This is a genomic window from Novosphingobium sp. NBM11 (assembly GCF_015390225.1).
In the GTDB taxonomy this organism is placed as follows: domain Bacteria; phylum Pseudomonadota; class Alphaproteobacteria; order Sphingomonadales; family Sphingomonadaceae; genus Novosphingobium.
Genome location: NZ_VUOG01000001.1, coordinates 1072914 through 1091355, shown reverse-complemented (window position 1 = coordinate 1091355; position 18442 = coordinate 1072914). Strand labels below are relative to the sequence as shown.

Genomic DNA, 18442 nt, shown 5'->3' with positions numbered 1-18442 from the left:
TCATGCCAGCGCAACGAACCTGCGCTGCAAATTCGACCGAACTTGTGCTGACTTAGCCCAAGTGTTGGAGATCGGGCTCCACGAACCGGCGGCGCGCTTCGACGGAAAACAGGCGGTCGCGCGAGTAGAACCGCAGCGGCCAGTCGCGCGCCGCTATCTCGCTTTCCAGCAAGCGGTGAACGGCATCGGCCAGCGGAGTCTCCGGCGGCAGGGCAGCCGCGAACGGGCGGATGGCGGTGACGTAAAGCTGGGTCAGCGTCTCGTGATAGCCGGCGCTGTCCGTATTCTCGCCGCCGACCGCGACGTTGTACGCACTGATGATCGCGGGAAGATCGCGTTCGGGAACGATATCAGGGCGTTCGCGCAACAGCCACAGGCACACCGCGAGGTGTGCTTCGTGCGTCCATTCCGCCTTGGCAAGCGAATGGTCCAGCAAGCCCTGACCGACACGGCGCACGGCCGCGTCGGTGCGGAACGGGGTGGGATCGTCGGTCGGCATGGTCCGGGAAGTGCTGGTGACCCTGGAGCCGGAACCCTGATGGCTCCGGCCCGCGGGTCAGGGCACCAGGGTTCCCGGCAGGTCTCAGGCCGCTTCGGTCGCGGAGACCGGAGCCGCCTGGCGGACGCTTTCATCGACGTGATCGGCGAACTGCGCGAAGTTGTCGATGAACTGGCGGACCAGCGTCTGCGCCGTGCGATCGTATTCCTCCGCATCGGCCCAGCTTGCGCGCGGATCGAGCAGCTTGCTGTCCACGCCCGGCACCGCAACCGGCACTTCGAAGCCGAAGTTCGGGTCCTTGCTGAACTGGGCGTCGTTCAGGCTGCCGTCCAGCGCGGCGTTGAGCAGCGCGCGCGTCGCCTTGATCGGCATGCGCTTGATGCCTTCCATCGTCGCCTTGCCGCCCGACCAGCCGGTGTTGACCAGCCAGCACTTCACGCCGCCCTTGGCGATGCGTTCCTTCAGCAGGTTGCCATAGACCGAGGGGTGGCGCGGCATGAACGGTGCGCCGAAGCAGGTGGAGAAGGTCGCTTCCGGTTCGGTCACGCCGATTTCGGTGCCCGCAACGCGCGCGGTGTAGCCCGACAGGAAGTGATACATCGCCTGGTCCGGGGTGAGGCGCGCGATCGGCGGGAGCACGCCATAGGCATCCGCCGTCAGGAAGATCAGGTTGGCGGGCACCGGCCCCAGGTTTTCTTCCGACGCATTCGGAATGAAATCGATGGGATAGGAACCGCGGCTGTTTTCGGCCAGCGAATTGTCGTCGAGATCGAGCAGCCGGGTGTCGGGATCGATCACCACGTTTTCCAGCACCGTGCCGAAGCGCTTGGTGGTGGCGAAGATTTCCGGTTCGGCTTCGGCCGAAAGGCGGATCATCTTGGCATAGCAGCCGCCTTCGAAGTTGAACACCGCGGTATCGGACCAGCCATGTTCGTCATCGCCGATCAGGGTGCGGCTGGCGTCGGCCGAAAGCGTGGTCTTGCCGGTGCCGGAAAGGCCGAAGAACACGGCGGTCTTGCCGTCCTGGCCGATGTTGGCCGAACAGTGCATCGGCATCACGCCCTTCACGGGCAGCAGGTAGTTGAGGATGCCGAACACCGACTTCTTCATTTCGCCGGCATAGGCCGTGCCGCCGATCAGGATCAGCTTTTCGGTGAAGTTGACCGCGATCACGGTTTCGCTGCGGCTGCCGTGGCGCTCGGGGTCGGCACGGAAGCTGGGCAGGTCGATGATCGTGTATTCGGGCGCGAACGTGGCGAGTTCGCTTTCGCTCGGGCGGACCAGCAGCGTGCGGATGAACAGGTTATGCCAGGCCAGTTCGTTGATGACGCGCACGTTGACGCGGTGTTCCGGCTGCGAACCGCCGAACAGGTCGGCCACGTAGAGCCGGTCCTTTTCGGCCAGCGCCTTCAGGAAATCAGCCTTCAGCGCGGCAAAGTGTTCCGGCGTCATGGCAACGTTGGTCTTGCCCCACCACACCGTGTTTTCGGTTTCGGCATCCTTGACGATGAACTTGTCCTTGGCCGAACGCCCGGTGTGCTTGCCGGTGGCGACCACGAACGGGCCTTCGGCGGCGAGCAGGCCCTCGCCATTGCGAACGGCGTGCTCGACCAGCGGAGCCGTGCCCAGATTGGCGAAGAGTTCGGCCGGTTCGGGGAAGCCCTGCTGCGAAAGGGGCACGTTCAGGCGGCTATCGGACACATTGGGTCTCCCATGCTGCACTGCCTGCGGGACCGGGGTCATTTCCGGGCTGCGCGGGCGGCGCTTTGCGAATACGAATGCGTTGATTCCCGATTGCGCATAGTGCGTGGTCGGCATCGCGTCAAATCCCGCGAAATGTGCAGTTTTTTGCACGATAGTTGCGTTTTTTGCAATAAATGGTGCTGCGATGCACAATTTGTGCGGCGGGCAGGTTGCGTCTGTAACGACCCTGCGATGGGGCTATCGACAGGCGCCGCCTTGCCGGAACTTCGATGGGCGATTATGCGAAGGCGATGTCCGGCAACGAAACCGCGATCCCGCATCGGGCTGCGACCGTGGCCCTGGTCGACGACGACCGCAATATCCTGACGACGGTCTCCATCGGGCTGCAGGCCGAGGGCTTTGTGACGCGGCTTTATTCGGATGGGGCGGCCGCTCTCAAGGCCCTGCTCGACAACCCCCCTGACCTTGCGGTGTTCGACATCAAGATGCCGCGCATGGACGGCCTGGAGCTGTTGCGACGGCTGCGCGAGAAAAGCGATCTGCCGGTCATCTTCCTCACCAGCAAGATCGACGAGGCGGACGAGGCGCTGGGCCTCGCCATGGGCGCAGACGATTACATCGCCAAACCTTTCAGCCAGCGGCTGCTGATCGCGCGCATCCGGGCCATCTTGCGGCGCAGCGAAATCGTCCGCCGCGATGCAACCGAGACGGCTCCGGCCGAGCCGCTTCCCGATCCGATCCGGCGCGGAAGGCTGGTGATGGACCCCGCCCGGCACCTGGTGGAATGGAACGGCGCGCCGGTTTCGCTCACGGTTACCGAGTTCCTGATCCTGGAGGCGCTGGCCATGCGGCCGGGCGTGGTGAAGACGCGAAACCAGTTGATGGACGCGGCCTATCACGATGACGTGTTCGTGGACGACCGCACGATCGACAGCCACATCAAGCGCCTGCGCCGCAAGTTCCGCGCCGCCGATCCCGCCTTCGCCGCGATCGAGACGCTTTATGGCGCGGGATACAGTTTTGCCGATGAATGACGGCCTTGCCGAACCGGCGCCCCAGCGCGCCGGACGCCTTGGTCTGACGCGCATCGGCCTGACGCGCACGCGCGGCCCGTCGCTGACGGTGCGCATCCTGGCCGTGAACGTGATCGCGCTGGCGCTGCTGGCGGGCAGTTTCTTCTACCTCGACAGCTATCGCACGCAGCTTCTCAAGGAGCGTTTCAAACTGGCGCGGGCGGAAGCGGAAATTGTCGCCGACGCTGTCGAGCCGGTTGCGCTGCCCGACCGCCGGATGCTGATCGCGCGAATCGGTTCGGAGCAGCGGCTGCGCTTGCGGCTCTATGGCGCGGACAATGCGCTGGTGGCCGACAGCTTTGCCCTGGCGGGTCCGTCGTTCGTGCTGATCGATCCGGAAACCGAGCCGTGGTACCAGAAGGCCGCCCGCCTGCTCGACCGGGGCGTGGACCTGGTCGTGGGGGCGCCCAAGGTGGACAGCTATCGCGAACCCGCCAGCCCCGATGGCGGAAACTGGCCGGAAATCACCGCCGCCCGCGAACACCGGGCAACAGCGGTCTATCTGCGCTATGCGCCCGACCGCACGCCGGTGATCAGCGCGGCGACGCCTGTGGGATCGGACGGGGACATGCTGCTGACCACGCGCAACGCGCTGGATATCACGCAGGCGGTGCGAGACGCGCGACAGACGCTGGTCATCATCATCGGCCTGGCGTTGCTCCTGTCCATCCAGTTGTCGCTGTTTCTGGCGCGGACGATCGTACAGCCGTTGCGGGCGCTGGTCCGCGCAGCGGTGCGTGTGCGGCTGGGGCGAGAGCGCGAGGTGGTGGTACCGCGCCTGCCCGATCGGGGGGACGAGATCGGGCTGCTGGCGCGCGCCGTATCCGACATGACGGCCGCCTTGCGGCAGAAGATCGACGCGGTGGAGAGCTTCGCTGCCGATGTGGCGCACGAATTGAAGAATCCGCTGGCGTCGCTCGGCAGCGCGATCGAGGCAATGGAAAGGATCGAGGACCCGGACCTGCGCCGCCAGTTGGCCGCGATCGCCGCGCATGACGTCCAGCGTATCGATCGCCTGATCACGGAAATCGCCGATGCGAGCAGGATCGACGCGGAACTGAGCCGCGCGACCTTCACGCAGCTCGACCTGGCCGATCTGGCGGCGCAGGTGGTGGGCGCGCGCGACGCCAGACCGGACCGGGCGGCGGTGCGCATCCGCTTCGCGCGCGGGGAGGGGGCAACCCTGGTACGGGGCGATGCCGTGCGGCTGGAACGTGTGCTGGAAAACCTGCTGGACAATGCGGTGTCGTTCTCGCCGCCCGAAGGCGTGGTCGATGTCGCGGTCGGGGGGGAAGGTGCGAACGTTTGGCTTTCCGTATCCGATCAAGGGCCGGGCATTCCGGAAAGCGAACGGGAAAAAGTGTTCGAGCGGTTCCATTCGGTGCGCCCGGCCGACGAGGCATTCGGTTCGCACAGCGGGTTGGGTTTGGCCATTGCCCGCACGATCGCGGAAGCGCACGATGGCGCCCTGACGATCACCGACAGGCCTGACGGAGCGGCCGGGGCCTGTCTGCTGCTGGAAATGCCGCTCGACCGGGAGGAAACAGCATGAGCGATGCGCAGCCCATCACGCATCAGGGCACATGCGTGATGATCGGAACACAGGGGCTGTTGATCGAAGGGCCGCCGGGGGCAGGCAAATCCAGCCTGGCGCTGGCGCTGATCGATCGCGGCGCGACGCTGGTGGGCGATGACGGCGTGCTGATCGAGGCGCGGAACGGCCGTGTCATCGCCAGCCCGCATCCCCGGATCGCGGGCAAGCTCGAAATCCGCAACCTCGGCCTCGTCGAGATGCCGGCGGTGGGAGGCGTGCCTCTGGCGCTGGTGGTGCGACTCGATGCGGCCGCGCCGCGGTTCGTCGCGGCGGCCGACAGCGCGGTGCTGGCGGGGTGCGCTCTGCCGATGATCCGGCTCTATCCCGATACGCCGGTGCTGGCGCTGCGTGCCGAAGTGGCGCTGCGGCAATTCGGCCTTCCCGATTTCTGAAACAACCGATTTTCGAGAGTTCTTTCCTTAGTGCCCGGGAAAGCGCAGAAGGCTGGCATGGCGCGCGAATCCGAGGATAACCCCCAACGCATCCTGCTGGTGACCGGTGTTCTTGGCGCGGGCAAGACCACGGCGCTGCGCACGCTGGAGGACATGGGCTGGGAAGCGGTGGACAATTTCCCCATCCGCCTGCTCGACCGGCTGCTGGAAACCGAACGCGGTTCGGCGGCGCTCGATTCCGGCACGCCGCTGGCGATCGGTTTCGATACCCGCACGCGCGGGTTCGATCCCGCCAAGACCATCGAACTGGTCAAGGGTCTGTCCGAACGGCCCGGCCTGTTGATCACGACCCTGTTCCTCGATTGCGCCGGCACCGAACTGGAGCGCCGCTACAACGAGACGCGCCGCCGCCATCCGATGAGCGAGGGCAAGCCGGCCGCGACCGGCATCGCGGCCGAACGCGAGTTGCTGGAGCCGCTGCGGCGCTGGGCGGACGTGGTCATTTCCACCACCAGCTTCACCACCAACGACCTGCAACGCACGATCCGCGAACGGTTCGGCGATCAGGGGCCGGCGCGGACCACGGTGACCATTACAAGCTTCGGCTTTTCGCGCGGGATGCCCCCGCTGGCCGACCTGATCTTCGACATGCGCTTTCTGGCCAATCCGCACTGGATCGACGATCTGCGTCCGATGACGGGGCAGGACGCGCCGGTGGGCGACTATATCCGCCAGGACCCGGCGTTCGACGAGGCGTTTGCCCGCATTCGCGACCTGCTGCTGCTGTTGCTTCCGCGCTTCGAGGAGCACGGAAAAGCGTACGTTAACATTGCTTTCGGCTGCACCGGAGGCCGCCATCGTTCGGTGTTCATGGCCGAACAGATCGCTTCCGCCTTGCGCGACGCCGGATTTTCTCCCACATTGCAGCACAGAAATCTGGCGTCACGGGCGGCTGACCTGCTCGAAGACGACCGGCGAGAGACTGGGTGAGGTCGCTCTGGAAGACGTGCAATGGAATTGCCAACGGTTTCGCGTATCGCGTGATCCTGCAAAGCCTGCGTTAAGCATGGGCAGGATAAGATGCTCGGCCGTCTTTCGGAGCCATCCTGTTTCATGATTGGTCTGATTCTCGTAACGCACGGCGCTCTTGCCGAGGAATTCATCCATGCCATGGAGCATGTGGTCGGCAGGCAATCCGATGTCATCGGTGTATGCATCGGCCCCAATGACGACATGGAAAAGCGCCGCAGGGAAATCGCCGATGCGATTCGGCGAGTGGACAGCGGGGATGGCGTGATCATCCTCACCGACCTGTTCGGCGGCACGCCGTCCAACCTGGCCATCTCGCTGATGCAGGCGGGCAAGGTGGAAGTGATTGCCGGCATCAACCTTCCCATGCTGATCCGCCTTGCCAAGGCGCGGGTGTGCATGGGGCTTCGGGAAGCGACGGTGGCTGCGCGGGAAGCGGGCCGCAACTACATAACGATCGCATCCGAATTTCTGGGACAGGACGCGTGAAGCATGGCTGAATCGAGCTACGTCGCCCGAGAAACCGTTACCATCGTCAACCAGCGCGGCCTTCATGCCCGCGCCAGCGCCAAGTTCGTGAACGCGGTGGCCAAGCTGCCCGCCGGGGTGGACGTGAAGGTGGCGAAGGACGGCACCGAGGCGGCAGGCGGCTCGATCCTGGGGCTGATGATGCTGGGCGCGGCCAAGGGAGACACGGTCGACGTGATCGTCTCCGGCCCGGAAGGTGAGGCGGACAACGTACTGATGAAGCTGTCCGGCCTGATCAAGGACGGCTTCGGCGAGGACTGACCGGCCGGTGCGCAAGGTTATCACCGGGTTCTCCAACCCGACCGTCAAGTTCGTCCGCTCCTTGCGCGACAAGAAGCACCGCAAGCGCGAGCAGCGCTTTCTGGCCGAGGGGTTGCGCCTGCTGACCGACGCGCGCGAGGGCGGCCGCGTGCCGGAAATCCTGCTGATGGCGCAGGGACGCGAGCCGCACCCCTTGCTCGATGTGCTGGAACAGACCGTCGCCGCTGCCGGGGGCGATGTTCTCGAACTGCCCGAAGACCTGCTTGCCAAGGTGACGGGCAAGGACAATCCGCAGGCTGTGGCCGGCGTCTTCGCCGAATGGGATACCGGCCTTGCCACGATCGACCGCCACGCCGCGCCGATCTGGCTGGTGGCGCAGGCCATGCGCGATCCGGGCAACCTTGGCACCATGCTGCGCACGGCCGACGCGGTGGGCGCGGGCGGGCTGATCCTGCTCGACGATTGCACCGATCCCTTCTCGGTCGAAGCGGTGCGCGCCAGCATGGGGGCGATCTTCACCCAGCGGCTTGCCCAGGCGCGTTGGGACGATTTCATCGGCTGGCTGCGCGCGGGTGAGGGGCAGCTCGTGGCGGCGTCGCTGCGGGAGGCGGTGCCCTATCGCGGCGCGCCTTACGCTGCCCCTTGCTTCGTAATGGTCGGGAACGAATCGCGCGGGCTGCCCGAGGACTACGAAATGGCCTGCGATCTGCGCGTGACCATGCCGATGAAGGGGCGGGCCGACAGTTTGAACGCGGCGGTGGCCGGGGCAGTGCTGGCCTACGAGGTGTTGGCGTCGCTCGAGGGGTGAAACGGCGCCATCGGCGTTAATCGTATGATCATCGCGCCGTTCTATAAGACGGTATCATGCGCAACGTTCCGATCCTTGCCGCCTTCGCGCTTTCGGCCAGCCTGCTGGCCGGAGGCTGCACGACGCCGGCGGCCGGTGGCGCGCCCGGCCTTGTCGGCACGCAATGGACTATCGCCAGCATCGACGGAAAGGCCCCCGCCGCGCCAGATCGGGCGCGGATGGGCTTTGCGGAAACGCGCCTTTCCGCCAGCGTCGGCTGCAATGGCATCGGTGGCGAATACCGGGTGGAGGGGGATCGGCTGATTGCCGGTCCGCTGATTTCGACGCGGATGTTCTGCGAAGGACTGGTGGGGCAGCAGGAGGAAGCGGTGAACGCTCTCCTGTCCGGTGCCCCGCGCTTCCGGCGCAACGGCGATCGCCTGTGGATCGAATCCGGCGGGCACACGCTGGAACTGCACGGTGCGCCCACGGCCAAATCCAAAGGCTAGTCGCCCGAAATAAGCGCGGTGATTTTCCAGCCGCCATCGTGTGGCTCCGCGATCAGGCGATAGGAAATCACGCTGCGCAGCTTCGCTGTTTCGACATAGCCGTTCTGCCCTGAGGCCATCAGCTTGACCCGGGTGAAGCGCGCCTTGGGATCGAAGCTTTCGGACGCGATCGACACCATGGCCCAGTCGAGCGTGGCACGGGTTTCTCCGGCAGCCGAAGGCGTGGCGCGCAGCGGCACGTCCGGGCCGGTTGCCAGCATCGTGGTATAGGGATCGCCGTCGTCGGGCACGTTCCAGAAGTACCAGGGCATCGCCGCCAGCCCGCCTTCGATCGAACAGCCGAGCGGCAGGATGCGGTCCAGCTCCTGCCACAGACCCGCCTTGGGATCGGCCAGCCGCTTCTTCAATTCGTCGGCGCCGCTGCCGCCGCCGTAGTCGAGCCGGATGTTGGGATCGGCCAGCGCGGCCAGTGCGCCAGCATCCCGCGCGGTGACCGCTGTCGCCAGCCGGCCGCGAAACGCTTTCCACCCAGGCGCCTTGTCGCAGTCCTCGCGCGGGGCATAGCGCGCCTCTTTCGGCGTCGGGCTGGGCGTGGGGGAAGGCGAGAGGGCGGATGACGGTTCGGGTTCGGGCGTGGCGCTTGCCTCCGCCGGGTCCGACGCGGCTTCGGCGGGAGGCGCGGCCACGGGAGCCTGCTGCTCGGGCGCGGCGCGGTCGCAGCCGGCCAGTACGCTCAGCGCCGCGAATGCCAGCCATCGCCCCCGTATTTTCATTTCACCCCGCCGTCGCTGCGATGTCGTCCTCTGTATCAACCGGTTGCGGCGCGGGAAGTTCCGAAGGCTCTACCGCCATGCTTTCGGCATAACGCGGCGCGGATTCGACGAGCGCGACTTCCTCGATCTCGCGCTTGCCGATCGAAACGCCCTTGTCGCGCAGGCGGCGGCCGGCCGAGAGGACGTTGCGTTCGAAGCTGCCGACGAACTTGTTGTAGTTTTCGACCGCGCTGCTCAGCCCGCCGCCCACGCGCTTGAGATGCTCGGTGGCGGTGGCGAGGCGATCGTAAAGCTCGGTCCCCGCCTTGCCGATTTCCACGGCTTCGCGCGCGATGGTGTCCTGCCGCCATACCATCGCCACGGTGCGCGCGATGGCGACGAGGTTGGTGGGCGTGGCGAGCAGCACCTTGCGTTCGAAGGCGAAGTCCCAAAGCCCCGGATCGTGTTCGAGCGCGGCGGCGACGAAGTGTTCGCCCGGCACGAACATCACCACGTAGTCCGGCGCGTCGTCGAACTGGCTCTGGTAGGATTTCGCGCCAAGCTGCTGGATGTGGTTGCGCATCGAGGTGGCGTGCAGGGTGAGGAAATGTTCCCTGGCTTCGTCCGTGTCGGCCGCGAACGCGTCCTGATAGGCGTTGAGCGAGACCTTGGCGTCCACGATCAGGCTTTTCTGCCCGGGGATGCGCACGATCGCGTCCGGGCGGAGGCGGCCGTCCTCGGTGTCGATCGAATGCTCGGTGACGAAATCGGTGTGTTCGGCAAGCCCGCACTGTTCGAGCAGGTTGCGCAATTGCTGTTCGCCCCAGCGCCCCCGAGCCTTGGGCGCGTTGCGCAGCGAATTGCCCAGCCGCGCGGCTTCGGCGCGGACGGCTTCCTGTCCATCACGCATCGACTGGATCAGGCCCGACAACTGCCCGAACGAATCCACCCGCTTGGCTTCGAGCTCCTGCACCTGCTGTTCGTACTTCTGGAGCCGTTCGCCCACCGGCGCCAGCAGCGTGCGCAGGCGTTCGGCGCTGGTCTTCTCGCTCTGTTCGAAGCGATCGGCGGCGCGGCGCAGGAATGCCTCCTGCGCGCCTTCCAGCACCTTGGCGCCGGCCGCCTCGAATTCCTTGCGCAACGCCTCGCGCGCCTCGACCAGCAGGCGCTCGCGCTCGGCGAAGTTGGTGGCGTCGGCCTTCATCCGCGCGACTTCGGCCCGCAGCGCCTCGCGCTCCTCGCGCGCGGTGGCGAGATCGGCGGCGAGTGCATCGGCATGGCGCGCGCGTTCCGTGGCCGAGGCCAGTTGCGAGGCGAGCGCGTTGCGTTCCTGGCGGATCGCGGCGAGTTCCCCGGTCACCTGATCGAGCAGCTTCACCCGCTCGCTCATCGCCGCGAGATCCACCGTCATCGCCTTGACCGTGGCTTCGTGAGCCTTGGCCGCGCTGTCCCGCTCGGCATGGCGCTGCTGCCAGTCGGCCACGGGCCGCCCGCCCAGAAACCAGCCGATCGCAAGACCCAAAACGAGGGCGACCATCAGGAAAACGAGCAGGAGAAAGGGCGAGTCCACGGCAGCTCCGCAAAAGAACGAAGCGTGAACCTAGAGCATGGCCGGCGCTATGACAACCGGGCCGGGCCAGTTCTCCGCCGTCACGCCGCCTTGCGCAGCTTTTCCAGCTTCTTGAGCGCCATCTGCCGCTTGAGGCGGGAGAGGTGGTCGATGAACAGGATGCCTTCGAGATGGTCCATCTCGTGCTGGAGGCAGGTGGCGAGCAGGCCTTCCATGTCCTCTTCGTGTACCGTGCCGTCCACGTCCTGCCAGCGGGCGCGGATGCGCGCGGGGCGTTCGACTTCGGCGTAGATCTCCGGCACCGAGAGACAGCCTTCGTTGTAGATGGCGTGCTCTTCCGAAGGATCGAGAATCTCGGGATTGATGAAGACCCGCGGTTCCCGCTTGGTCGGCTGGTGCGTGTGGTGGTGGCCGCCGTGCGCGGTGCACACTTCCGGCTCCGCGTCCTCGTCATCGGGCTGGAGATCGATCACCAGCACGCGCAGCGGCACGCCCACCTGGATCGCGGCGAGACCGATGCCGGGGGCATCGTACATCGTCTCGAACATATCGGCGACGAGCGTCTTCAACTCGTCGTCGAACGTCGTGACGGGTGCGGACACCTGCTTGAGGCGCGGATCGGGAACTTCGATGATTTCGCGTATAGCCATGGAGCGCAGATAAGCGCGTTGTGGCGGAGTCGCAAGGGACGCTGCGGTTAGGGGGCGAGGCTTGGGACGACGCGGCTTCGTCCGGCCGCAGTTCGTCGCGAATCCCCGCTATCCCACCGGCCGCCGGGCGCGCAGGGCCTGGGCGAGCGTGCCTTCGTCGAGATAATCGAGTTCGCCGCCGACGGGCAGGCCGTGGGCGAGCTGGGTAACGCGGACAGGAAACGCTTCCAGCCTCTCGGCGATGTAGTGCGCGGTGGTCTGGCCTTCGAGCGTGGCGTTCATCGCCAGCACCACTTCGTCGATCCCGCCTGCCGCCACGCGATCGAGCAGGCTGGCAATGGCAAGGTCTTCGGGGCGCACGCCGTCCAGAGCGGACAGGCGGCCGCCGAGAACATGGTAGCGGCCGGTGAACAGGTGCGCGCGATCGAGCGCCCACAGGTCGGCCACTTCCTCCACCACGCAGATCGCGCGCGAATCGCGGCGGGGATCGGCGCAGATGCCGCAGGGATTGCTGGTATCCACGTTGCCGCAGGTGTCGCACTCGACGAGCCGGTCGCGCACGGTGACGAGCGCATCGACAAGCTGCGTCAGCGCGGTTTCACGGCGCTTGATCAGCCACAGCACGGCGCGCCGCGCCGAGCGCGGGCCAAGTCCGGGAAGGCGGGCGAGCGCGCCGGCCAGCGCCTCGATCTCTTGCGATGCCATGGCCGCACAGATAGGGCCACCGCAGGCAAACGGAAGGCTTTTCGCACACCATGCGCATCATCTTCATGGGCACGCCCGATTTCGCGGTGCCGACGCTGCGCGCGCTGGCGGCGGCGGGGCATACGGTCGTCGCGGCCTATAGCCAGCCGCCAAGGCCCGCCGGGCGCGGCAAGAAGCTCCAGCCTTCGCCGGTGCATCTGGCGGCCGAGGCGCTGGGGATCGCGGTGCGCACACCGGCCAGCCTGAAAGGCGCGGAGGAACAGGAGGCCATGGCCGCGCTGGATGCCGATGTCGCGGTGGTGGCCGCCTATGGTCTGATCCTGCCCCAGGCGGTGCTCGATGCGCCGCGCCTGGGCTGCCTCAACGTCCACGGCTCGATCCTGCCGCGCTGGCGCGGTGCCGCGCCGGTGCAGCGCGCGATCCTGGCGGGAGATGAAGAGACGGGCGTGACCATCATGCAGATGGAGCGTGGGCTGGATACCGGGCCGATGCTGGCGAAAGTGTCGACGCCGGTGGACGGGAAGACAGCGGGCGCGTTGACGGAGGAACTGGCCGCACGCGGCGCGGCGCTTATGGTAGAGGTGTTGGCGGACCTGCCGGGGCACCCGCCGGTGACCCAACCGGAGGATGGCGTGACCTATGCCCACAAGATCGACAAGGCGGAAAGCCGGCTCGATTTCACCCGGGCGGCGGTGGACGTGGAGCGGCAGGTGCGCGCTTTCGCGCCCGCGCCCGGCGCGTTCTTCGAACTGGATGGCGAACGCTATCGCGTGCTGGCGGCGGAGGTCGTGGCTGGCGCGGGAGTGCCGGGAACCGCGCTGGACGATGCGCTGACGATCGCGTGCGGCACCGGCGCGCTTCGTCCGTTGACGGTCCAGCGCGCCGGGCGGCCGGCGATGGACACGGCGGCGCTGTTGCGCGGGCGGGCGGTGCCGGCCGGAACGGTGCTGGGCTGATGGCGGCTTGCTGCCGGTCGGGGAGCCATCCCGCATGACCCGTTTCGCGCTCACGCTCGAATGGAACGGCCAGCCCTACATGGGCTTCCAGCGGCAGGCGCACGGGCCTTCGGTGCAGCAGGCGGTCGAGGAGGCGGCCTTCGCGGTCACCGGGCAGGTGGTGACGCTCCACGCCGCGGGGCGGACCGATACCGGCGTCCACGCGCTCGCCATGCGCGCGCATTTCGATCTGGCGCGCGATTTCGATGCGTTCCGTCTGTCCGAAGCGCTCAACGCGCGGCTGCGGCTGGCCCGGCACGCGGTGGCGGTGCTGGACGTGCGGGTGGTCGATGCGGACTGGCACGCGCGCTTTTCGTGCGTGGGGCGGGCCTATGAATACCGCATCGCCAACCGCCGCGCGCCGCTGACGCTGGAGGCGGGGCTGGCTTGGCGCATCGCCCGGCCGCTCGATGCCGCCGCGATGCACGCGGCGGCGCAGGAACTGGTCGGTCACCACGATTTCACCACGTTCCGGTCGGTCCACTGCCAGGCGGCGAGTCCGCTCAAGACGCTCGACCGGCTGGACGTGCGGCGCGAGGGCGATCACGTGATCGTCGAGGCGGCCGCGCGCAGCTTCCTGCACCACCAGGTGCGCTCGATGGTGGGTTGCCTGGCGCTGGTGGGGCAGGGGATGTGGACCCGTGCCGACCTCGCCGCCGCGCTCGCCGCGAAAGACCGTTGCAAATTAGGACTTAACGCGCCCCCGGAAGGGCTCTACTTCGTGAAGGCGATCTATCCGGGAGAATGAAGATGTCCGATGTCAAAGGCCTGCAATTGCTGTCCACGCTGGGCGAGAATGGCTTGCTGACGGTGGAACTGGTCGAACAGACCGTATCGGCCCCCAAGGGGCGCGAAGTGCTGATTCGCATGGAGGCGGCGCCGATCAATCCGTCGGACCTGGGGCTGCTGTTCGGCCCGGCCGATGTCGAGAACGCGGAGTATTCCGAAGGCCGGCTCGTCGCGCGGATGCCTGAAGGCGCGGTGCGCGCGATGAAAGCGCGGATCGGCCAGGCGATGCCGGTGGGCAACGAAGGCGCGGGCACGGTGATCGCCGCCGGCGATGCGCCCGAGGCGCAGGCGCTGCTGAACCGGCGCGTGACCTGCCTGCCGGGCGGCGCCTATGCGCAGTATCGTCTGGTCGATGCGGGGGCCTGCATCGCGTTGCCCGATCACGTTTCGGCCGAGCAGGGCGCTTCCGCTTTCGTCAATCCGCTGACCTCGCTGGGCTTTACCGAGACGATGAAGCTGGAGGGCTTCACCGGGCTGGTCCACACGGCGGCGGCGTCGAACCTGGGGCAGATGCTGGTGAAGATCTGCCAGGAGGACGGCATTCCGCTGGTCAACATCGTGCGCAGCGCGGCGCAGGAGAAGATCCTGCGCGATCTGGGCGCGCAATATGTGCTCGATTCCACCGCGCCCGATTTCCTGCCGAAGCTGATCGATGCCATTGCCGAGACCGGGGCGATGCTGGGCTTTGACGCGATCGGCGGCGGCACGCTGGCCGGGCAGATCCTGACCGCGATGGAAGCGGCGGCAAGCCGGGGCGCGGCCTACAGCCGCTATGGTTCGTCCACGCCGAAGAAAGTCTATATCTACGGCGCGCTCGATCTGGGGCCGACGGTGCTGAACCGCGCGTTCGGGCTGACCTGGGATCTTGCCGGCTGGCTGCTGACGCCGTTCATGGCCAAGGCCGGCCCGGAAATCGTCGGCCGGATGCGCGCGCGGGTGATGGACAACATCACCACCACGTTCGCCAGCCACTACAAGGCGCGGGTGCCGCTCAAGGACATCCTCAGCCGCGAGGCCGTGCTGGAATACAACGCGCGGCGGACGGGCGAAAAGTACCTGATCCTGCCCAACGGCTGAAGCGGGGCTGATTTCGGCACGCAACTGGAAAGGATGAGAAGCGTCACCCCGGCGAAAGCCGGGGTCTCAGGCGCTTGCGGGAAAATCCCGGCACAGTGCCGCCGAGCCGCACGAGACCCCGGCTTTCGCCGGGGTGACGGGGCGGGCAGGGGTGACGGGGCGGGGGGAGCAGGGACCAGAGGCCCCCGCCCGTCTTACGCCTTGTGGGCGACGCTTTCGGGCAGGTCCTTGCCGAACACGCGCTGGTAGTATTCGGCCACCAGCACGCGCTCCGCTTCGTCGCACTTGTTGAGGAACGAGAGGCGGAAGGCGAAGCCCACGTCGCGGAAGATCTGGCTGTTGTGCGCCCAGGCGATGACGGTGCGCGGGCTCATCACCGTGGAGATGTCGCCGTTGACGAAGCCCTTGCGCGTCAGGTCGGCGACGCGGACCATGTCGGCGATGGTCTGTTTGTCCAGCCCTTCCACCTTGTTGGCCACGACCGCGATTTCGGTCTCGGCCGGCAGGTAGTTGAGCGCGACGACAAGGCTCCAGCGGTCCATCTGGCCCTGGTTGATCGCCTGCGTGCCGTGATAAAGGCCGCTGGTATCGCCCAGGCCCACCGTGTTGGCGGTGGCGAACAGACGGAACCACGGGTTCGGGCGAATCACCCGGTTCTGGTCGAGCAGCGTCAGCTTGCCTTCGGTTTCCAGCACGCGCTGGATCACGAACATCACGTCGGGCCGGCCGGCGTCGTATTCGTCGAACACCAGCGCGGTGGGCGTCTGCAGTGCCCAGGGCAGCAGGCCTTCGCGGAACTCGGTGACCTGAAGGCCATCGCGCAGCACGATCGCGTCACGCCCGATCAGGTCGATACGGCTGATGTGCGCGTCCAGGTTGATGCGGATGCAGGGCCACTTCAGCCGTGCCGCGATCTGTTCGATATGCGTGGACTTGCCCGTGCCGTGATAGCCCTGGACCATCACGCGGCGGTTGTAGGCAAAGCCCGCCAGGATCGCGAGCGTGGTGTCCGGATCGAAGACGTAGCCTTCGTCCAGATCGGGCACGCGCTCGTCCGCTTCGGAGAAGGCGGGCACCTTCATGTCGATATCGATGCCAAAGACTTCGCGCGCGTCGATCGTCGTGTCCGGCGCGGGAAGCACGGTGGTGGCTCGGCTGTCGGGCTGGATGTTCGGAATATCGGTCATCGCGACATCGCCTATACGCCCGCGCGCGCGGCTGCAACTAGGTTTGCCACTTGGCGCGATTGCGGCATCATCGGGCAACGATTCAGGGAGAGGTCGAATGCAGGTCTATGGTTTTCCGCTGTCGCCGTTCGTGCGCAAGGTGCTGCTGGTGGCGGCGGTGAAGGGGATCGCGGTGGAATCGGTGATCGGCCGTCCGGGAGCGCCATCGCCTGAATTCCTGGAGGCGAGTCCGTTCCGCAAGATCCCGGCGCTGCGTGACGGCGATTTCACCCTGTCCGATTCGACGGCGATCGCCACCTACATGGACGCCTTGCACCCCGAGCCGGCTATCTTTCCGGCGGAGGCGCGGGCACGCGGCAAGGCGATCTGGTTCGAGGAGTTCGCCGATACGATCATCGTGCCGGCAGGCGCCAAGATCGTGTTCAACCGCTTCGTCGCGCCGCGCGTGCTGGGGCGGCCCGGCGACGAGGCGGCGGCCGAGCAGGGCATGGCCGAGATCGCACCCATGCTCGACTATCTGGAAGGCGCGGTTCCGGCGGAAGGCTGGCTGACCGGCGATACGTTCAGCATCGGCGACATCGCGGTGGCGAGCGTCTTGCGCACGTTGGCCTATGCGATGCCATCGCCCGATCCGGACAGGCATCCGGCAACGGCGGCATGGTTCGCGCGCGTCGGCGAGCAGCCGTGCTGGCGCGCCGTGGCGGAGCGCGAGGTGGCAGCGGTCGCGACGCTCGGATAGGGCGGAACTGGGGCGGTCGCGTGCAACGACGGCCGCCCAGACCGGAAGCCTCTGCGGTTTTTGTCCAGAGAGGACGGATATTCGTTTGCGCCATACCAACCGGTCGGTATGGTCGGGTCATGGTTCCGAATCGCCCCTTCCGACCGACGCCCGCCAACGCGAAGGGGAAGCTGCTGGAAGCGGCAGTGCAGCTGGTGCGCGGCAACGGCTTCGCGGCCACGTCCGTGGATCAGCTTTGCGCGCACGCAGGGGTGACCAAGGGTGCGTTCTTCCATCACTTCGCCTCCAAGGAAGCGCTGGGCGTGGCTGCGGCGGATTACTGGAGCGAATGCACCGGCGCGTTCTTCGCGGAAGCGCCGTTCCATCATCATGCCGATCCGGTCGACCGGGTGCTGGGCTATATCGACCTGCGGCTGGCGCTGATCGGCGGGCCGGTGGAATCGTTCAGTTGCGTGGCGGGAACGATGGTGCAGGAAGCGTTCCGCTCCAGCGCGGCGATCCGCATCGCCTGCGAGGCCAGCATCATGGGCAACGCCAGGGCGCTGGAGGCCGACATCGCCGAGGCCATGGTCCAGCGCGGCGTGACGGGCACGACCGCCGAAAGCCTGTCGCGCCATGTGCAGGTAGTGATCCAGGGCGCGTTCGTCGTGGCCAAGACGCAGGAGGAAAGCGCCGCACCGGACATGGCGCGCGATGCGCTGCGGCACTTGCGGCGCTATTTCGAGTTCCTGTTCCGGGTCCCGCAAGAGAGGAGCGCAGACCAGTGACACGCATGATATTCGTCAACCTGCCCGTGGCCGACCTTGGCCGCGCGCGCCGCTTCTACGAGGCGGTCGGTTTCACCAACGAACCCCGCTTCACCGACGAGACCGCCGCCGCGATGGTGTGGAGCGAGGCGATCTACGTGATGCTGCTGACGCACCAGAAGTGGGCATCGTTCACCGACCGTCCGATCCCCGCCGCCGGATCGAGCGAGGTGGCGCTCGCGCTGGCGCTCGATGGGCGTGATGCGGTGGACGCCTTTGTCGAGCTGGCGGGCGCCAACGGCGGTCTGGTTGATGTCAATCCGGTGCAGGACCACGGCTTCATGTACGGGCGCGACGTGACCGATCCGGACGGGCACGTTTGGGGGCCGTTCTGGATGGACCCGATGGTTGCCAGCGGAGACACGCCCCCAATCTGAAACGACGCATGACAAAAGGCTTCAAGCCGGCCGAAATGGGAGAGAGATATGGCCTATGTCGATGGTTTTGTGATCGCGGTGCCTACGGGCAATCGCGAACGCTTTATCGAACATGCCCGCAAGGCGGACGCGCTGTTCATCAAACACGGCGCGACACGAATCTGGGAATGCTGGGGCGATGACGTTCCCGATGGCAAGCTCACCGATTTCCGCCGCGCTGTGCAGGCCGGGGAAGACGAGACAGTCGTGTTAAGCTGGATCGAATGGCCCGACAAGGAAACACGCGACAGCGTGTTCGCGCGGATGGAAGACCTGATGCGCGACGATGCCTGGAACCCCGAACTCAACCCGGTGCCCTTCGATGGCAAGCGGATGATTTACGGTGGCTTCACGCCGGTGGTGCGGATGGGAGAATGACG

The 18442-nt window shown here is 66.7% G+C and carries 22 protein-coding genes; 15 read left to right on the top strand and 7 right to left on the bottom strand.

The features are described from left to right. Positions 1-52: 52 nt before the first annotated feature. On the bottom strand, positions 53-499 hold the full coding sequence (locus tag F1640_RS05200) for a hypothetical protein (protein ID WP_194918090.1): 447 nt from the start codon (positions 497-499) through the stop codon (positions 53-55). An 84-nt stretch (positions 500-583) separates the two neighbouring features. Continuing rightward, positions 584-2200 (bottom strand): phosphoenolpyruvate carboxykinase, encoded by a 1617-nt coding sequence (locus tag F1640_RS05195; RefSeq protein WP_223806499.1) that lies wholly within the window; start codon positions 2198-2200, stop codon positions 584-586. 293 nt (positions 2201-2493) lie between these two features. On the opposite strand from F1640_RS05195, the gene F1640_RS05190 reads away from it, so the two are divergent. The 8 genes from F1640_RS05190 to F1640_RS05155 all read left to right on the top strand — a co-directional run bounded on the left by F1640_RS05190 (position 2494) and on the right by F1640_RS05155 (position 8376). Continuing rightward, positions 2494-3237 carry a response regulator transcription factor gene (locus F1640_RS05190; RefSeq protein ID WP_190287166.1) on the top strand — a complete coding sequence of 248 codons (744 nt, stop codon included), beginning with the start codon at positions 2494-2496 and terminating at the stop codon, positions 3235-3237. Further along, positions 3230-4828, top strand: coding sequence for an ATP-binding protein (locus tag F1640_RS05185; RefSeq protein WP_255530265.1), 1599 nt, complete (start codon positions 3230-3232; stop codon positions 4826-4828). The genes F1640_RS05190 and F1640_RS05185 overlap by 8 nt, the downstream gene beginning before the upstream one ends. Beyond that, positions 4825-5262, top strand: coding sequence for an HPr kinase/phosphorylase (locus F1640_RS05180; RefSeq protein ID WP_194918086.1), 438 nt, complete (start codon positions 4825-4827; stop codon positions 5260-5262). Before F1640_RS05185 ends, F1640_RS05180 begins: the two co-directional genes overlap by 4 nt. Positions 5263-5319: 57 nt before the next feature. Next, positions 5320-6252 carry an RNase adapter RapZ gene (gene rapZ / locus F1640_RS05175; RefSeq protein WP_194918084.1) on the top strand — a complete coding sequence of 311 codons (933 nt, stop codon included), beginning with the start codon at positions 5320-5322 and terminating at the stop codon, positions 6250-6252. A 123-nt stretch (positions 6253-6375) separates the two neighbouring features. Then, positions 6376-6780 carry a PTS sugar transporter subunit IIA gene (locus tag F1640_RS05170; RefSeq protein WP_194921160.1) on the top strand — a complete coding sequence of 135 codons (405 nt, stop codon included), beginning with the start codon at positions 6376-6378 and terminating at the stop codon, positions 6778-6780. A gap of 3 nt (positions 6781-6783) precedes the next feature. Beyond that, the gene (locus F1640_RS05165) at positions 6784-7080 is read left to right on the top strand and encodes an HPr family phosphocarrier protein (RefSeq protein WP_194918082.1); all 297 of its coding nucleotides are present in this window, start codon (positions 6784-6786) and stop codon (positions 7078-7080) included. 7 nt (positions 7081-7087) lie between these two features. Then, positions 7088-7888: an RNA methyltransferase gene (locus F1640_RS05160; protein WP_194918080.1), complete on the top strand. Its 801-nt coding sequence runs from the start codon at positions 7088-7090 to the stop codon at positions 7886-7888. A gap of 56 nt (positions 7889-7944) precedes the next feature. After that, positions 7945-8376, top strand: coding sequence for an META domain-containing protein (locus F1640_RS05155; RefSeq protein ID WP_124808418.1), 432 nt, complete (start codon positions 7945-7947; stop codon positions 8374-8376). On the opposite strand, the gene F1640_RS05150 is transcribed toward F1640_RS05155, so the two are convergent. The 4 genes from F1640_RS05150 to recR form a co-directional block, all read right to left on the bottom strand. Further along, complete coding sequence (locus F1640_RS05150; protein WP_194918078.1) at positions 8373-9149, bottom strand: hypothetical protein; 777 nt, start codon at positions 9147-9149, stop codon at positions 8373-8375. The genes F1640_RS05155 and F1640_RS05150 overlap by 4 nt on opposite strands. Before the next feature lies 1 nt (position 9150). Continuing rightward, positions 9151-10665, bottom strand: a complete 1515-nt coding sequence (rmuC, locus tag F1640_RS05145) for a DNA recombination protein RmuC (protein ID WP_194921159.1) — start codon at positions 10663-10665, stop codon at positions 9151-9153. 113 nt (positions 10666-10778) lie between these two features. Continuing rightward, complete coding sequence (gene def / locus F1640_RS05140; RefSeq protein WP_125956642.1) at positions 10779-11348, bottom strand: peptide deformylase; 570 nt, start codon at positions 11346-11348, stop codon at positions 10779-10781. Positions 11349-11456: 108 nt separating this feature from the next. Beyond that, entirely contained in the window at positions 11457-12053 is a 597-nt protein-coding gene (recR, locus tag F1640_RS05135) for a recombination mediator RecR (protein ID WP_124808422.1), read from the bottom strand. A 50-nt stretch (positions 12054-12103) separates the two neighbouring features. Here recR and fmt point away from each other — a divergent pair, with 50 nt between their 5' ends. From fmt to F1640_RS05120, 3 genes are read left to right on the top strand one after another with little or no spacing between them, the layout of a single operon-like run. Next, positions 12104-13009: a methionyl-tRNA formyltransferase gene (gene fmt, locus F1640_RS05130; protein ID WP_194918076.1), complete on the top strand. Its 906-nt coding sequence runs from the start codon at positions 12104-12106 to the stop codon at positions 13007-13009. 34 nt (positions 13010-13043) lie between these two features. Next, a complete protein-coding gene (gene truA / locus F1640_RS05125) occupies positions 13044-13796 on the top strand; it encodes a tRNA pseudouridine(38-40) synthase TruA (protein WP_194918075.1) in 753 nt (250 codons plus the stop codon). Between the two features lie 2 nt (positions 13797-13798). Then, complete coding sequence (locus F1640_RS05120; protein WP_194918074.1) at positions 13799-14914, top strand: zinc-binding dehydrogenase; 1116 nt, start codon at positions 13799-13801, stop codon at positions 14912-14914. Between the two features lie 194 nt (positions 14915-15108). On the opposite strand, the gene cobS is transcribed toward F1640_RS05120, so the two are convergent. Continuing rightward, positions 15109-16101 carry a cobaltochelatase subunit CobS gene (gene cobS / locus F1640_RS05115; protein WP_124808426.1) on the bottom strand — a complete coding sequence of 331 codons (993 nt, stop codon included), beginning with the start codon at positions 16099-16101 and terminating at the stop codon, positions 15109-15111. A gap of 97 nt (positions 16102-16198) precedes the next feature. On the opposite strand from cobS, the gene F1640_RS05110 reads away from it, so the two are divergent. The 4 genes from F1640_RS05110 (at position 16199) to F1640_RS05095 (ending at position 18440) form a co-directional block, all read left to right on the top strand. Beyond that, positions 16199-16840, top strand: coding sequence for a glutathione S-transferase family protein (locus F1640_RS05110; RefSeq protein ID WP_194918073.1), 642 nt, complete (start codon positions 16199-16201; stop codon positions 16838-16840). A gap of 119 nt (positions 16841-16959) precedes the next feature. Continuing rightward, positions 16960-17607: a TetR/AcrR family transcriptional regulator gene (locus tag F1640_RS05105; protein ID WP_194918072.1), complete on the top strand. Its 648-nt coding sequence runs from the start codon at positions 16960-16962 to the stop codon at positions 17605-17607. Beyond that, positions 17604-18023 (top strand): VOC family protein, encoded by a 420-nt coding sequence (locus F1640_RS05100; protein WP_194918071.1) that lies wholly within the window; start codon positions 17604-17606, stop codon positions 18021-18023. The genes F1640_RS05105 and F1640_RS05100 overlap by 4 nt, the downstream gene beginning before the upstream one ends. Before the next feature lie 48 nt (positions 18024-18071). Further along, on the top strand, positions 18072-18440 hold the full coding sequence (locus tag F1640_RS05095; protein WP_194918070.1) for a DUF1428 domain-containing protein: 369 nt from the start codon (positions 18072-18074) through the stop codon (positions 18438-18440). Positions 18441-18442: the final 2 nt, after the last annotated feature.

Coding starts and splice junctions, on each gene's coding strand:
- F1640_RS05200 (WP_194918090.1), bottom strand. CDS start 499: ATGCCGACCGACGATCCCACCCCGTTCCGCACCGACGCGGCCGTGCGC.
- F1640_RS05190 (WP_190287166.1), top strand. CDS start 2,494: ATGTCCGGCAACGAAACCGCGATCCCGCATCGGGCTGCGACCGTGGCC.
- F1640_RS05185 (WP_255530265.1), top strand. CDS start 3,230: ATGAATGACGGCCTTGCCGAACCGGCGCCCCAGCGCGCCGGACGCCTT.
- F1640_RS05180 (WP_194918086.1), top strand. CDS start 4,825: ATGAGCGATGCGCAGCCCATCACGCATCAGGGCACATGCGTGATGATC.
- rapZ (WP_194918084.1), top strand. CDS start 5,320: ATGGCGCGCGAATCCGAGGATAACCCCCAACGCATCCTGCTGGTGACC.
- F1640_RS05170 (WP_194921160.1), top strand. CDS start 6,376: ATGATTGGTCTGATTCTCGTAACGCACGGCGCTCTTGCCGAGGAATTC.
- F1640_RS05165 (WP_194918082.1), top strand. CDS start 6,784: ATGGCTGAATCGAGCTACGTCGCCCGAGAAACCGTTACCATCGTCAAC.
- F1640_RS05155 (WP_124808418.1), top strand. CDS start 7,945: ATGCGCAACGTTCCGATCCTTGCCGCCTTCGCGCTTTCGGCCAGCCTG.
- F1640_RS05150 (WP_194918078.1), bottom strand. CDS start 9,149: ATGAAAATACGGGGGCGATGGCTGGCATTCGCGGCGCTGAGCGTACTG.
- rmuC (WP_194921159.1), bottom strand. CDS start 10,665: ATGGTCGCCCTCGTTTTGGGTCTTGCGATCGGCTGGTTTCTGGGCGGG.
- def (WP_125956642.1), bottom strand. CDS start 11,348: ATGGCTATACGCGAAATCATCGAAGTTCCCGATCCGCGCCTCAAGCAG.
- recR (WP_124808422.1), bottom strand. CDS start 12,053: ATGGCATCGCAAGAGATCGAGGCGCTGGCCGGCGCGCTCGCCCGCCTT.
- fmt (WP_194918076.1), top strand. CDS start 12,104: ATGCGCATCATCTTCATGGGCACGCCCGATTTCGCGGTGCCGACGCTG.
- truA (WP_194918075.1), top strand. CDS start 13,044: ATGACCCGTTTCGCGCTCACGCTCGAATGGAACGGCCAGCCCTACATG.
- F1640_RS05120 (WP_194918074.1), top strand. CDS start 13,799: ATGTCCGATGTCAAAGGCCTGCAATTGCTGTCCACGCTGGGCGAGAAT.
- cobS (WP_124808426.1), bottom strand. CDS start 16,101: ATGACCGATATTCCGAACATCCAGCCCGACAGCCGAGCCACCACCGTG.
- F1640_RS05110 (WP_194918073.1), top strand. CDS start 16,199: ATGCAGGTCTATGGTTTTCCGCTGTCGCCGTTCGTGCGCAAGGTGCTG.
- F1640_RS05105 (WP_194918072.1), top strand. CDS start 16,960: ATGGTTCCGAATCGCCCCTTCCGACCGACGCCCGCCAACGCGAAGGGG.
- F1640_RS05095 (WP_194918070.1), top strand. CDS start 18,072: ATGGCCTATGTCGATGGTTTTGTGATCGCGGTGCCTACGGGCAATCGC.